The sequence below is a fragment of the Pseudomonas sp. E1MeOHC2 genome (assembly GCF_058745025.1).
Window position 1 is genome coordinate 1,831,763 of sequence record NZ_CP196675.1, and the last position, 13,746, is coordinate 1,845,508.

The window sequence follows — 13,746 nt, forward strand, 5'->3', positions numbered from 1 at the left end:
CGGAACCATCAGAACCGATAGACTTCCATATCGGTACGGATCGGCGAAGCCATCGGGATCTTGGACTTCTCTGGAGCCTTCTTGACCTGTACCGGTGCAGCCGGCTTTTTCGGCGCTTCTTCAGCGATGGCTGGCTGGTTGGCCAACGGTTTGACCGCCGTGCTCAGTTGCTCGGCCAGCTTCTGCAGCAATTGCCCTTGAGCCTGCACCTGCGACGCTTCGCTACCCTCATGCTGCTGTTCGAGGTGAACGATGCGGTTGTCACGTACATGGCCACGACGGTCGAGCAGGCGCCATTGGGCATCGAGAATCGCCGGTTGGTCCTTACCGGAGTCCAGGCGGGTAATCGACAGCAAGACTTGCACGTCCGGGCTGAAACCGGCGGTCGCCGGAGCCAGCACCACGCGCTGGCTGTCCAGACGCCAGGCCAGCTGGCGCACCAGCAACTGGTCGATGTCAGACGAGAGGCTGCCGGCCCAACGACCGTCGGTCGCCGAACTCAGGCTGCCATCGGCCTGACGCTGCAGGAAGGTTTCGCGTTGCAGGTAATCGGCAACCGACACCGGGCCGAGCACCACAGCCATGCCTGCGCTTTGCGACGGCTGGCCGGGATCACCGCTGTCGAGCTGGTACAAGGCAACCGGCTGATGCATGCTGCATCCGCCCAGCCCTAAAAGGCCCGTCATCAACAGCGCAAATGGAAGGCGCAGAAGTTTCATCATCCCATCCAGGCGGTCGCCACAGGCAGACCGCAGTGATACTCATGTAGATTCAATCGGGCACACGGCCACGCCGGCACCGCAAGGGCCATATCATCCGCGAAATAGCTGTCCGACTCCAGCATTTCTGCCTGGAACGGCTCTGAAATTGCCGTTCCAGACATTTCAGCGGGTTACGCCGGGCCTTCCACCTGCAACCCATCGACACGCTGGAAGCCGCGTGGCAGCTTGCTGCCGCGCCGGCCCCGTTCGCCCTTGTAGTGCTCCAGATCGTCCGCTTTAAGCGATAGCGTACGCTTGCCAGCTTGCAATACAAGGGTCGCGCCTTCGGCTATTACAGCCAAATCGGTGACAAATTCTTCACGGCTGGCGACCCGATCGCCCGGCACGCCGATGATCTTGTTGCCCTTGCCTTTACCCAGTTGCGGCAAGTCGCTGACCTTGAACACCAGCAGACGGCCCTCGGTGGTGACCGCCGCCAGCCAGTCCTGCTCGCGGTTGGCCACCAGCCGCGGGGTCATGACCTTGGCCCCGTTGGGCAGGCTGAGCAGGCCCTTGCCGGCCTTGTTCTTGGCCTGCAGGTCTTCGCCCTTGACCACAAAACCGTACCCGGCATCCGAAGCCACCACATACAGGGCGTCATCGTCAGGCAACAGCACGCACTCGAATGTCGCCCCAGGCGGCGGCGTCAGGCGGCCGGTCAGCGGCTCGCCCTGCCCCCGCGCAGACGGCAGGGTATGCGCGGCCACCGAGTAGCTGCGGCCGGTGGAGTCGATCAACACGGCAAACTGGTTGGAGCGCCCGGCGGCTGCGGCCTTGAAACCATCGCCGGCCTTGTACGAAAGGCCGGTGGCATCGATGTCGTGGCCCTTGGCGCAGCGCACCCAGCCTTTTTCCGACAACACGACAGTGACCGGCTCGGTCGGCATCAGCTCGTTTTCCGACAGTGCCTTGGCTTCGGCACGTTCGACGATGGGCGAACGGCGGTCGTCGCCGTAGGTCTCGGCGTCTTTGATCAGTTCGGTACGGACCAGCTTGCGCAGCTTGGCGTCGCTGCCGAGCAGGGCCAGCAGCTTGGCCTGCTCCTTGAGCAGTTCGTCCTGTTCGCCGCGAATTTTCATTTCTTCAAGGCGCGCCAGCTGTCGCAGGCGGGTCTCAAGAATGTAGTCGGCCTGGATTTCCGTCAGCTGGAAGCGCTCGATCAGTGCCTGCTTGGGATGCTCCTCGGTGCGGATGATGTGAATCACTTCATCCAGGTTGAGGAAAGCCTTCAGCAAACCTTCAAGCAGGTGCAGGCGCTTCTCGACCTTGTCCAGGCGGTGCTGCAGCCGGCGGCGGACGGTATTGGTGCGAAATTCCAGCCATTCCAGCAACAGTGCCCGCAGGTTCTTCAACTGCGGCCGGCCATCCAGGCCAATGATGTTGACGTTGACCCGGTAGCTGCTTTCCAGCTCGGTGGTGGCGAACAGATGCTGCATCAGTTCGTCGGCATCCACCCGATTGGAACGCGGGATGATGACGATACGGCACGGGTTCTCGTGGTCCGATTCGTCACGCAGGTCGGCCACCATCGGCAGCTTCTTGGCCTGCATCTGAGCGGCGATCTGCTCCAGCACCTTGGCCCCTGAGACCTGGTGCGGCAGCGCGGTGACCACCACATCGCCATCTTCGACGCGATAAACGGCACGCATGCGGATCGAGCCGCGCCCGGTTTCGTAAATCTTCAGGATCTCGGCGCGGGGCGTGATGATTTCGGCTTCAGTCGGGTAGTCCGGGCCCTGGATATGCTCGCACAACTGCTCGACCGTGGCCTTGGGCTCGTCCAGCAGGCGCACGCAGGCACTGGCGACTTCACGCAGGTTGTGCGGCGGCACGTCGGTGGCCATGCCCACGGCAATACCGGTGGTGCCGTTGAGCAGGATGTTGGGCAGCCGCGCCGGCAGTACCGCGGGCTCCTCCAGGGTACCGTCGAAGTTCGGCACCCAGTCCACGGTGCCCTGACCTACTTCGTTGAGCAACACTTCGGCGTAGCGCGACAGGCGCGCCTCGGTGTAACGCATCGCGGCGAACGACTTCGGATCGTCCGGCGCACCCCAGTTGCCCTGGCCATCGACCAGGGTGTAGCGGTAGCTGAACGGCTGCGCCATCAACACCATGGCTTCGTAGCAGGCCGAGTCGCCGTGGGGGTGGAACTTGCCGAGCACGTCGCCGACGGTACGCGCCGACTTCTTGTGCTTGGCATCGGCATCGAGCCCCAACTCGCTCATGGCGTAGACGATGCGTCGCTGCACCGGCTTCAGGCCGTCGCCGATGTGCGGTAGGGCCCGGTCCATGATCACGTACATGGAGTAGTTGAGGTAGGCCTGTTCGGTGAAGTCAGCCAGCGAGCGGCGTTCGACGCCGTCGAGGCTGAGTTCCAGTGGGTCGCTCATGCGGGCCTCGTCATTTCAGGTTCTGGCGCAGCAGCATGGTGCCGCCGCGCTGGGTAAATTCAAGTTGTTTCAGGGCGCTCATGCCGAGCAGCACGGTCTGGCCGTCCAGGCCCGGTACCACGGTTGCGCGCACGTCCTGCAAGCGGATATCGCCCAGTTGCAGGGTGTTCAAGCGGGTACGGTAGCCTTCGGTGCGACCATTTGCGGTGCTGAGCAGCACCGGGCTGCCTCGCGCAAGGTCAAGCTCACCGGCCAGTGCTTCAGGGATGGCCACGTCGGTAGCGCCAGTGTCGAGCATGAAATGCACGGCCTGGCCGTTGATCGCGCCATCCACCACGAAGTGCCCCTGACCATTGCTCAAGAGGCGCACCTCGATGAAGCCTTCGCCACGCGATGACTGCACCTGGGCATTGGGATTGCGCTGGCTATCCTCCCAGTGGCCGAAAAAACGTGTGGCAAGGAACAACGCCGCCGCCCAGGCGACGATCATCAATACCTTGCCGGCACGCTTGCCCGGTGCCTGGCTCATGGCTTGGCGCTCCAGCCGCCCTCTGGCGCCTCGAAGCGCCAGACGATCGGGCGCGCCTCGCCATCGGCGCGGCTGCCAAAGTTGTTATCCAGGCCAATCCATGCGCCTTTGGCATCGATCACCAGGGCTTCTGCCAGGCCGAACGGCTGATCGTAGCGGCGGTGCTCGACCAGCGCATCGGCGGCAAACGACCAGCAACGCTCGACCTTACCGCTGTCCGCGTCGCGGCGGCAGATACGATAGGCGTTACGCTCCAGGGTATACAGCTTGCCCTCGAACCAGGCCAGGTCGGCAAAGTCACGCGACAGCGCGCGCGGGTTGGGCATCTGTGGCGGCTGCATCTCGACACCCGCCTCGCTCAGCAGCACGCAACTGCGCCCGCAGGTCCAGACCGATTGCTGGCGCTCGATGGCCACCAGCCCCCGGCGCTCGCGCTCGGCCGCCAGCCAAATGCGGTCGCCCGCCGGGTTGATCGTCAGGCCTTCGAACAAGGCGTTGAAGTTCAGCAGCATGCCGCTGGCCCGGGCTTGTCGCACCATGGCCGGGTCGATTTTCAGCCAGTCCGGCTCGCCTTCGAGGGGGATCTGCAAGACAGCGGCGTGGGCCTCGCTGACCAGGTAAAGATTACCGGCCTGATCACAGGTGATGCCTTCGAAGTCCAGCTCGCCACCGCGAACATAGGAGGCCGCCCAGTTGCGTGACTTCAGCCCCCACGGCAGGCCACTCTCCGGTACCGGCGGCGGGGTGAAAGTCAGCGGCTGGGCGCGCCACACCGCATTTTGCTGATCGAACCGGTAGATGCGGTCGTCATCACGATCTGAAACGCCCCATAACCCGCCTCGGCACTGCGCCAGGCCGGACAGGTTGCCACCGCGCATGCCCTCGATCGGGTGCTCGGCAGTCATCTTCAACTGCGGCCAGTGGCCCGCCAGGCTCGGCAAGGCAAACAGTGCAAGGCAAGCGGCGAGAAGCAGCCGAATCAAACCATGACCTCGGCAAGGTTGCCTTTGGTTTCCAGCCAGCTCTTGCGATCACCCGCGCGCTTCTTGGCAAGCAGCTTGTCCATCAGCTCGCAGGTAGCCTGCACGTCTTCTAGCGTCAGCTGAACCAGGCGTCGGGTGTTCGGGTCCATGGTGGTTTCGCGCAGCTGTGGCGGGTTCATCTCGCCCAACCCTTTGAATCGCGTGACTTGCGGCTTGCCCCGCTTCTTCTCGGCCACCAGGCGGTCGAGAATCCCATCGCGTTCGGCTTCATCGAGCGCGTAGTAGATTTCCTTGCCCAAATCGATGCGGTAGAGCGGCGGCATGGCCACGTAGACATGACCGGCCTCCACCAATGGGCGGAAATGCTGGACGAACAGCGCGCACAGCAGCGTGGCGATGTGCAAGCCATCCGAGTCGGCGTCGGCGAGGATGCAGATTTTGCCGTAACGCAGTTGCGACAGGTCGGCGGCGCCTGGGTCGACGCCGATGGCCACGGCGATGTTGTGCACCTCCTGGCTGGCCAATACTTCACCACCGTCCACTTCCCAGGTGTTGAGGATCTTGCCGCGCAGCGGCAGGATCGCCTGGAACTCTTTGTCCCGCGCCTGCTTGGCCGAACCACCGGCAGAGTCACCCTCGACCAGGAACAGCTCGGCGCGCATCGGGTCCTGGCCCGCGCAATCCGCCAGTTTGCCCGGCAGCGCCGGCCCCTGGGTGATGCGTTTGCGCTCGACCTTCTTGCTGGCCTTGAGGCGACGGCCGGCGTTGCTGATGGCCAGTTCCGCCAATTGCATGCCCAGCTCGGGGTGGGCGTTGAGCCACAGGCTGAAGGCGTCCTTGACCACACCGGAAACGAAGGCGGCCGCCTCACGGGACGACAGGCGCTCTTTGGTCTGCCCGGAGAACTGCGGCTCCTGCATTTTCATCGAGAGCACGAAGGTAATGCGTTCCCAGACGTCTTCCGGCGCCAGCTTGACCCCACGGGGCAGCAGGTTGCGGAATTCGCAGAACTCGCGCATGGCATCCAGCAGGCCTTGGCGCAGACCGTTGACGTGGGTACCGCCCTGGGCGGTGGGGATCAGGTTGACGTAGCTTTCCTGAACGCTGTCGCCGCCTTCGGGCAGCCACAGCAAGGCCCAGTCTACCGCCTCCTTGTTGCCGGCCAGGCTGCCGCAGAACGGCTCGTCCGGCAGGCGCAGGTACTCGTTGACCGAGTCGACCAGGTAGGAACGCAGGCCGTCCTCGTAATGCCACTCGACCTTCTCGCCGCTGGCCTTGTCCTCGAAGCTGACCAGCAGGCCCGGGCACAACACGGCCTTGGCCTTGAGCACGTGCTTGAGGCGGCTGATGGAGAATTTTGGCGAATCGAAGTATTTGGGGTCGGGGCTGAAGTACACGCTGGTACCGGTGTTGCGCTTGCCGACCGAGCCGACCACTTCCAGTTCGCTGGCCTTGAAGCCATCGGCGAACGTCATCTGGTACTCGTTGCCGTCACGCTTGACGCGTACGCGCACCTGGGTCGACAGGGCGTTGACCACCGAGATGCCCACCCCGTGCAGGCCACCGGAGAACTGGTAGTTTTTGTTGGAGAACTTGCCGCCAGCGTGCAGCTTGGTGAGGATCAGCTCGACCCCGGACACGCCTTCTTCCGGGTGAATATCCACTGGCATACCACGGCCATCGTCGCTGACTTCCAGCGAGTGGTCGGCGTGGAGGATGACCTGCACCGAACGGGCATGACCGGCCAGGGCTTCGTCGACACTGTTGTCGATGACCTCCTGGGCCAAGTGGTTCGGTCGGCTGGTATCGGTGTACATGCCCGGTCGCTTGCGGACCGGATCAAGGCCCGAGAGGACTTCGATGGCGTCTGCGTTATAGGCGCTAGCGCTGGGATTGGCCATGGGGTCTCGTCGTCAGTCAGGTGAATGCAAGAAGCTCAGAATACAAGGTCAGAGCACAGAAAAGTCGAGCGACGCATACACGCCAGGGGCAATGCCGGCGAAAGCCAGCAGTGCCGGCAGGCGCTCGACGAAGCCCTGGAAGCTATGGTCGCCACCGGCCTGGATACGCAGGGCACACGCACGGTAATAGCGCTCGGCGTGGCGATAGTCCAGGGTTTCATCGGCGGTCTGCAACCACACTTGATAGCGGTTGGCGTCCTCGGGGGCTGGCACTTCCAGCTCGGCCAGGGCCTGCACGTGATCGTGGGTCAGCTCCCAGGCCTCATCGGTGTAGAGGTTGCGCTGGGTGCCGAGGTAGCCATCGAACAAGCGGTGCGGTGCCACTGCCGGGTTGATCAGCAAGGCCTTGAGGCCGTGGCGCTCGGCCAGATAGGTGGCATAGTAGCCGCCGAGCGAACTGCCGACCAGCAAGGGCTCGCCCAGCTCGGCGATGGCGCGCTCCAGTTGGGCGATGGCCTGGCGCGGATGATGGTGCAAGGCCGGCACGCGCAGTTGCTCGGGCAGCCCCAGCTGTTGCATGACCGCTTCGAGCTGACGCGCCTTCTTGGACAGCGGCGAGCTGTTGAAGCCATGGATATAGAGGATGGAACCCGACATGCTGCCCCCGGAATCTGCGGCTTCGCGCCCTTGTTGCGGGCGCAGGGACGCGCAGTGTAGCGCGTTCGCCGGCTTTTGACGCAGTGACGGGGATTTCGCAACACTTTCTGCAAAACCTGGGGGCGCTTCGCCCCCCTTTCGCGGCGCAAGGCCGCTCCCACAGAAGAATGCATTCGCGCTTGCCAACGCTATCCCTGTGGGAGCGGCCTTGCGCCGCGAAAGGGCTGCGCAGCAGCCCCCAGGTCGTCAATACCCCGGGCTGTCGAAATCCAGCTTCACCTCAAAGTCCCGCGCCCGTTCCACGCCGGTCTCCAACCGCCCGTCGGCATGCAAGCGCATCCAGCGATAGCCAGGCTGCTCTTCGCTCACTTTGAAGTCCTCGCTTTGCGCAGCGAACTGAATGCAGGTCGACGGCGTGGCCATCAAGCGCAGCCCATCGCGCATTTCGTCCCAGGTCTGGTGCACATGCCCCCAGAGCAACGCCCGCACCTGTGGATAACGTTCGACGATGGCGAACAGCGCCTGGGCATTGCGCAGCCCGATAGGCGCGATCCAGGCGCAGCCGATATCCACAGGCTGATGATGCAAGCACACCAGGCAATGGCGCTCGCCAGCGGTTTTCAACGCGTGCTCCAGAATGCTCAGCTGAGCCTCCTCAAGCAGGCCATGGGTCGCCCCCAGTACCGCTGAGTCGAGCATCACGATGCGCCAGCCACCTAAATCGGTCACCGCGTGTACCAGGTCTGTGCCCTGCGCGATTTCGGCCATGACCCTGGCTTCGTCATGGTTGCCCGGCAACCAGCGGGTCGCTACGCCAAACGCCCCGGTCAGCTCGCGGAACGCTTCATAGGACGCCACGCTGGCGTCTTGGGAAAGATCCCCGGTGCACAGCAGCAGATCGATGTACGGTTGCTCGCGCCGCACCTGGGCGACCACATGGCGCAGGCTGTCACGGGTGTTCAGGCCAAGCATGGTGCCGGCCGGGTCGGCGAACAGGTGGGCATCGGTGAGTTGCACCACATGCACGGGGCGGGTTGGGTCTAGGTGCGGCAACGGCCGTCTCCTCGATCGGATTCAGCCCGAATTATGGCCGGGCAACGGTTGCGAGCAAACACCCGGAACCGACCCACGTCACATTTCAGCGAACGCTTGCCAATTCGTGACCGCAGGCCAGGCAGTGGCTCAGCCATTCGCCGAGGAACAGATTGAGCTGCGCTTTTTCATCCGGCTGGTGCATACCCGCATTCGGGTACGGGTAGATACTGCGCAGACGCCGGGCATGCTCGGCACTGACCACCTCGGCCATGCGCGCATCGTGGTACACCTGAACCTCCAGGTGCGGCACCGGCAGCCACGGCAAGCTGTGCTCCTGGCGCACGTGCAGCGTGGTGGTGTAAGGGCAGGCCAGCACCACATCGAGCACCAGCACACCGAGCATCTGATCGCCCTGGGCCATGCCGATGCGACGCGAGCTCTGGGTGGTGCGCATGTCAGGCAACAAGCGCATCAAGCGGGCGTAATTGGCCTCGCAGGCTGCTTGCAGCCCGACCAGGTCGACCCGATATCGCTCGCGCAGCAGGTTCACTTCCACATACCTCGAACTTCGTCTCTGTTGAGCGCCAGCCATTGCAGGCCAATGATCGTCGCCGCGTTGCAGATACGGCCGTCACGCACCGCCTGCAAGGCATCTTCGAACGACCAGACGCGTACACGGATGTCCTCGCCCTCTTCTTCCAGACCATGCAGGCCGCCCGCACCCTCGCTGGTGCAACGCCCCAGGAACAGATGGACGTATTCGTCACTGCCGCCGGGCGACGGGAAGTAGCGGGTCATCGGCCACAAGGCGCTGAACTTCAGGCCAGCCTCTTCTTCAGCCTCGCGGTGCGCAACCTCTTCAGGTTGCTCGTCCTTGTCGATCAGCCCGGCGACCATCTCGATGAGCCACGGGTTGCCGACCTTGTCGAGGGCACCGACACGAAACTGCTCGATCAGTACCACTTCATCGCGCAGTGGATCGTAAGGCAACACGCAAACGGCATCGTGACGCACGAACAGCTCGCGACTGATCTCCCGCCCCATGCCCCCGGCGAACAGCTCGTGGCGCAGGTGCACCTTGTCGAGCTTGTAGAAGCCCTGGAAGCAGTTGGCCCGCTTGACGATCTCGACCGCCTTGGGGACTGAATTCAACGTGTCTGACATGGAAATCCTCATTACCTCAAGTACCGCATCGCGCCATCCTACTCTGCACGTTGGCGCGTTTCACCCCTTTCTAGCGACCGTTCGCGCACTCGGGACAGCGCGCCTTCTGTCTGTTAGCTTAGTGGCGAACTGACGGTCGCGCCGACGGTCAAAGGCCGACTTTTCCCTGTTCTGCAAGGATCATCATGACACTTGTCAAACTGACTTCCGTGGCCGTGCTGGCACTGGCCCTGGGTGCCTGCCAGAGCCTGTTCACGCCCAATTATCGAGCACCACTTGAGGTCAAGCGCGACGCTTGGGAGCACGTCAAACCCGGCTGCAGCGAAAGCGACTGCCCCCTGGTTAACATCGACACCATTCACTTCCCGGCCCTGCCCAAGCTCGACGGCATTGTCGAACAGCGCCTGCTGCAACTGACCGAAGACAACCAGCGCGGCGCCGCGCCGACCACCTTGCAGGCCTATGAGCAGCAGTATCTGGCCAGTGCCGACAAGCGCAACAGCAGCTACCTGCAGGCCAAGGTACGCGAGCAGCATGACGGACTGGTGATCATCGAGCTGTCCAGCTACCTGGACAGCGGTGGCGCCCATGGCATGCCGGGGCGCGGTTTCATCAACTATTCGCGCAAGCAGGACAAGGTACTGACCCTGCAGGACATGCTGGTGCCCGGCCAGGAAGAGACCTTCTGGAAAACCGTCGAAGAATCGCACCGCGCGTGGATGATCAGCGTCGGCATGGACAAGGACGCCGAGTTCGTCAAAACCTGGCCCTTCAAGAAGTCGCCGCACATCGCCCTGACGTACGGCGCGGTGGTGGTCAAGTATGAGGTCTATGCCATCGCGCCCTATTCCATGGGCCACGTCGAGCTGAAAATCCCCTACCCGCGCCTGAACGGCGTGATCAAGCCCGAGCTGTTTCCCGGCCGCGGCTGAAGCTCAGTAGCGCATGCAGCACACCTGCCAGCACCAGTGCCGGCAGGGTCGCGCCCAGGTCCGGTGCTTGCGCGGCAATCAGGTGATAAGCCGCCACACCCACGGCCCAGGCCAGCAACGCCTGCCAGTGCAGGCCATCGATTTGCGACGGCAAGCGGCGGTGACGGATCACGTAGTGGTCCATCAGCACCACGCCGAACAGCGGCGCAAACACCGACCCGATCAGCAGCAGGAAGTTTTCGTACTGGGCCAGCGGCGCGAACAGCGCGATCAACGTGCACAGCACGCCGATGGCCAAGGCCAGGTGCTCAACCTTCAGGCGTACCAGCACGCCCGTGGAGACGGCGGCCGAGTGGATATCGGCAAAGGCTTTTTCCGACTCGTCCAGCAGAATCAACAGTAACGGAATACCCAGCCCGGCACCCGCCAGGGCCAGCAGCAAGGCATTGGCTTCGCCACTGGGGGCAAAGGCCAGGGTGTAGGCGACGCCCAGGCTCATCAGCCAGGTATTGCCGATGAAGTAGCCCAGCACGGTACCGCCGAAGACGCGCTTGCCACTGCGGGCGAACCGCGAGTAGTCGGCGATCAGCGGCAACCACGACAGCGGCATGGCGATGACGATGTCGAAGCCAACGGCCAGTGACATCGAGCCGTCACCGGCGCGGCGCCACAGGTCGGCCAGGTCTGCCTTGGCGAACAGGTTCCAGGTCAACCACAGGCATGCCCCCAGCAGCACCCAGATCCCCCACGCGCGCAACACCTTGCGCACGAACGCCAGCGGCCCGCTGACCGCAAGCAGGGTCGCCAGGGCACCGAAACACAGGGTCCAGAGCATGGGGCTGTTCCACGCGCTGGTTTCACCGAACGTCCGCGCACCGAGCAGGCTGGCAGCGTCGCGCATGACGATGATCTCGAACGAACCCCAGCCCACCAGTTGCAGCAGGTTGAGCAATGCCGGCAGCCGCGCGCCATGGCTGCCCAGGCTGAGCCGCAGGGTGCCCATGGCCGACAGGCCGGTATCGCTGCCGATGACGCCGGCCGCCCCAAGCAACAGCACGCCCACACCGGTGCCGAGCGCGATGGCCAGCACCGCGCCGGCCAGGCCCAGGCCTGGGGCGAGCATGGCGCCGACCTGCAGCACCATCAGGCCGATGCCGAGGGAGAACCACAGTGCAAAAAGGTCGCCAAAGCCGAAGATGCGCTGGCTGGTGGGGACCGGGTGGTCAGGGGAGAAATGGCTGGGGGTTGTCATTGTCATGTTCGCCGGAAAGAGGAGGAGTCGCACACACCCTCAGGTGGGAGCGGGCTTGCCCCGCGAAGGCATCGGGCCTGCCAATCGCGTTGGCCCAGCTGACGCTTTCGCGGGGCAAGCCCGCTCACACAGGGGTACTGCGGCGGGTCTTACACTTTTTTGTACAGCTGGCTGCCTTCCTGGCGGAACCGCTCGGCCTGCTCGCGCATGCCGTCTTCAACCGTCACGTCCACGGCTTCGATCTTGGCGGCGTATTCACGCACTTCCTGGGTGATTTTCATCGAGCAGAACTTCGGCCCGCACATCGAGCAGAAGTGCGCGACCTTGGCCGACTCCTTGGGCAGGGTTTCGTCGTGGTACGCGCGGGCGGTGTCCGGGTCGAGGCCCAGGTTGAACTGGTCTTCCCAGCGGAATTCGAAACGCGCCTTGGACAAGGCGTTGTCACGAATCTGCGCGCCTGGGTGGCCCTTGGCAAGGTCGGCGGCATGGGCAGCGATCTTGTAGGTGATGATGCCGGTCTTGACGTCGTCCTTGTTCGGCAGGCCCAGGTGCTCCTTGGGCGTCACGTAGCACAGCATGGCGCAACCGAACCAGCCGATCATCGCCGCACCAATACCCGAGGTGATGTGGTCGTAACCCGGCGCAATGTCGGTGGTCAGCGGGCCAAGGGTGTAGAACGGCGCCTCGTCGCAGCATTCCAGCTGCTTGTCCATGTTCTCCTTGATCAACTGCATCGGTACGTGGCCCGGGCCTTCGATCATGCATTGCACGTCGTGCTTCCAGGCGATTTTGGTCAGCTCGCCGAGGGTTTCCAGCTCACCGAACTGAGCAGCATCGTTGGCGTCGGCAATCGAGCCCGGGCGCAGGCCATCGCCCAGCGAGAAGCTGACGTCGTAGGCCTTCATGATTTCGCAAATTTCGTCGAAGTGGGTGTACAGGAAGTTTTCCTGGTGATGCGCCAGGCACCACTTGGCCATGATCGAGCCACCACGGCTGACGATGCCGGTGACGCGCTTGGCGGTCAGCGGTACATAACGCAGCAGTACACCGGCATGGATGGTGAAGTAGTCCACGCCCTGCTCGGCCTGCTCGATCAGGGTGTCGCGGAACAGCTCCCAGGTCAGGTCCTCGGCCACGCCGCCGACTTTTTCCAGGGCCTGGTAGATCGGCACGGTACCGATCGGCACCGGCGAGTTGCGGATGATCCACTCGCGGGTTTCGTGAATGTGCTTGCCGGTGGACAGGTCCATGACCGTGTCCGAGCCCCAGCGGATGCCCCAGGTCAGCTTGGCCACTTCTTCCTCGATCGAGGAACCCAGGGCGCTGTTGCCGATGTTGCCGTTGATCTTCACCAGGAAGTTGCGGCCGATAATCATCGGCTCCAGCTCGGTGTGGTTGATGTTGGCCGGGATGATCGCGCGGCCGCGGGCGATTTCCTCGCGGACGAACTCGGGGGTGATTTCTTTCGGGATGTTGGCGCCAAAGCTGTGGCCAGGGTGCTGCTGGTCAAGCAGGCCGGCAGCACGGGCTTCCTGCAGCTTCATGTTCTCGCGGATGGCCACGTATTCCATCTCGGCGGTGATGATGCCCTGGCGGGCATAGTGCATCTGCGAGACGTTGACGCCCGCCTTGGCGCGGCGCGGATTGCGCACGTGGTTGAAGCGCAGCTTGGCCAGCTCTTCATCGTTCAGGCGCTGCTGGCCGAAGTTCGAGCTCAGGCCGCCCAGGCGCTCGGTGTCGCCGCGGGCGTCGATCCAGGCCGAACGCACATCGGCCAGGCCCTTGCGCACGTCGATGATGACGTTGGGGTCGGTGTACGGGCCGGAAGTGTCGTAGACCAGCACCGGGGCATTGGTTTCGCCGCCGAAGTCGGTAGGGGTGTCGTGCAGGCTGATTTCGCGCATGGGCACGCGGATGTCAGGGCGGGAGCCCTCGACATAGACCTTGCGCGAACGGGGGAACGGTTGCACGGACTGCTGATCGACTTGTGCCGATTCGCTGAGGTTGATCGTTTTTTCTTGTTTGCTCATCACGGGCTCTCCAGACAGCTTCCTAGCGGATGGAATGTCGGGGAGAACCTGAAAGACGCGGACGCACCCCTTTTTGGGTGTGCAGTGCCGGATACATGGGGGTGCCGTGAGC

At 63.6% G+C, this 13,746-nt stretch carries 12 protein-coding genes; 1 reads left to right on the forward strand and 11 read right to left on the reverse strand.

The features are described from left to right. Positions 1–8: 8 nt before the first annotated feature. The 9 genes from ACSSU5_RS08210 to ACSSU5_RS08250 form a co-directional block, all read right to left on the reverse strand. Positions 9–719 (reverse strand): PqiC family protein, encoded by a 711-nt coding sequence (locus tag ACSSU5_RS08210; protein ID WP_027592513.1) that lies wholly within the window; start codon positions 717–719, stop codon positions 9–11. A gap of 173 nt (positions 720–892) precedes the next feature. After that, the gene (gene parC, locus ACSSU5_RS08215) at positions 893–3,151 is read right to left on the reverse strand and encodes a DNA topoisomerase IV subunit A (RefSeq protein ID WP_264311344.1); all 2,259 of its coding nucleotides are present in this window, start codon (positions 3,149–3,151) and stop codon (positions 893–895) included. 10 nt (positions 3,152–3,161) lie between these two features. Beyond that, positions 3,162–3,680: a retropepsin-like aspartic protease family protein gene (locus ACSSU5_RS08220; RefSeq protein WP_492560973.1), complete on the reverse strand. Its 519-nt coding sequence runs from the start codon at positions 3,678–3,680 to the stop codon at positions 3,162–3,164. Next, on the reverse strand, positions 3,677–4,663 hold the full coding sequence (locus ACSSU5_RS08225) for an esterase-like activity of phytase family protein (protein ID WP_264311342.1): 987 nt from the start codon (positions 4,661–4,663) through the stop codon (positions 3,677–3,679). Before ACSSU5_RS08225 ends, ACSSU5_RS08220 begins: the two co-directional genes overlap by 4 nt. Next, a complete protein-coding gene (parE, locus tag ACSSU5_RS08230) occupies positions 4,660–6,564 on the reverse strand; it encodes a DNA topoisomerase IV subunit B (protein ID WP_264311341.1) in 1,905 nt (634 codons plus the stop codon). The genes ACSSU5_RS08225 and parE overlap by 4 nt, the downstream gene beginning before the upstream one ends. Before the next feature lie 48 nt (positions 6,565–6,612). Then, positions 6,613–7,221: a YqiA/YcfP family alpha/beta fold hydrolase gene (locus ACSSU5_RS08235; RefSeq protein ID WP_264311340.1), complete on the reverse strand. Its 609-nt coding sequence runs from the start codon at positions 7,219–7,221 to the stop codon at positions 6,613–6,615. 246 nt (positions 7,222–7,467) lie between these two features. Next, complete coding sequence (gene cpdA / locus ACSSU5_RS08240) at positions 7,468–8,274, reverse strand: 3',5'-cyclic-AMP phosphodiesterase (protein WP_492560974.1); 807 nt, start codon at positions 8,272–8,274, stop codon at positions 7,468–7,470. Positions 8,275–8,359: 85 nt separating this feature from the next. Then, positions 8,360–8,812, reverse strand: coding sequence for a DUF1249 domain-containing protein (locus ACSSU5_RS08245; RefSeq protein WP_264311338.1), 453 nt, complete (start codon positions 8,810–8,812; stop codon positions 8,360–8,362). Beyond that, positions 8,803–9,420, reverse strand: a complete 618-nt coding sequence (locus tag ACSSU5_RS08250; RefSeq protein ID WP_264311337.1) for an NUDIX domain-containing protein — start codon at positions 9,418–9,420, stop codon at positions 8,803–8,805. The genes ACSSU5_RS08245 and ACSSU5_RS08250 overlap by 10 nt, the downstream gene beginning before the upstream one ends. Positions 9,421–9,605: 185 nt before the next feature. Here ACSSU5_RS08250 and ACSSU5_RS08255 point away from each other — a divergent pair, with 185 nt between their 5' ends. Further along, on the forward strand, positions 9,606–10,352 hold the full coding sequence (locus tag ACSSU5_RS08255; RefSeq protein WP_264311336.1) for an RsiV family protein: 747 nt from the start codon (positions 9,606–9,608) through the stop codon (positions 10,350–10,352). On the opposite strand, the gene cytX is transcribed toward ACSSU5_RS08255, so the two are convergent. Both cytX and thiC read right to left on the reverse strand, forming a co-directional pair. Then, on the reverse strand, positions 10,321–11,604 hold the full coding sequence (cytX, locus tag ACSSU5_RS08260; protein ID WP_264311335.1) for a putative hydroxymethylpyrimidine transporter CytX: 1,284 nt from the start codon (positions 11,602–11,604) through the stop codon (positions 10,321–10,323). The two genes, ACSSU5_RS08255 and cytX, sit on opposite strands and share 32 nt — an antisense overlap. Positions 11,605–11,753: 149 nt before the next feature. Further along, entirely contained in the window at positions 11,754–13,634 is a 1,881-nt protein-coding gene (thiC, locus tag ACSSU5_RS08265) for a phosphomethylpyrimidine synthase ThiC (RefSeq protein ID WP_492560975.1), read from the reverse strand. Between the last annotated feature and the right edge of the window lie 112 nt (positions 13,635–13,746).

Coding starts and splice junctions, on each gene's coding strand:
- ACSSU5_RS08210 (WP_027592513.1), bottom strand. CDS start 719: ATGAAACTTCTGCGCCTTCCATTTGCGCTGTTGATGACGGGCCTTTTA.
- parC (WP_264311344.1), bottom strand. CDS start 3,151: ATGAGCGACCCACTGGAACTCAGCCTCGACGGCGTCGAACGCCGCTCG.
- ACSSU5_RS08220 (WP_492560973.1), bottom strand. CDS start 3,680: ATGAGCCAGGCACCGGGCAAGCGTGCCGGCAAGGTATTGATGATCGTC.
- parE (WP_264311341.1), bottom strand. CDS start 6,564: ATGGCCAATCCCAGCGCTAGCGCCTATAACGCAGACGCCATCGAAGTC.
- ACSSU5_RS08235 (WP_264311340.1), bottom strand. CDS start 7,221: ATGTCGGGTTCCATCCTCTATATCCATGGCTTCAACAGCTCGCCGCTG.
- ACSSU5_RS08250 (WP_264311337.1), bottom strand. CDS start 9,420: ATGTCAGACACGTTGAATTCAGTCCCCAAGGCGGTCGAGATCGTCAAG.
- ACSSU5_RS08255 (WP_264311336.1), top strand. CDS start 9,606: ATGACACTTGTCAAACTGACTTCCGTGGCCGTGCTGGCACTGGCCCTG.
- cytX (WP_264311335.1), bottom strand. CDS start 11,604: ATGACAACCCCCAGCCATTTCTCCCCTGACCACCCGGTCCCCACCAGC.
- thiC (WP_492560975.1), bottom strand. CDS start 13,634: ATGAGCAAACAAGAAAAAACGATCAACCTCAGCGAATCGGCACAAGTC.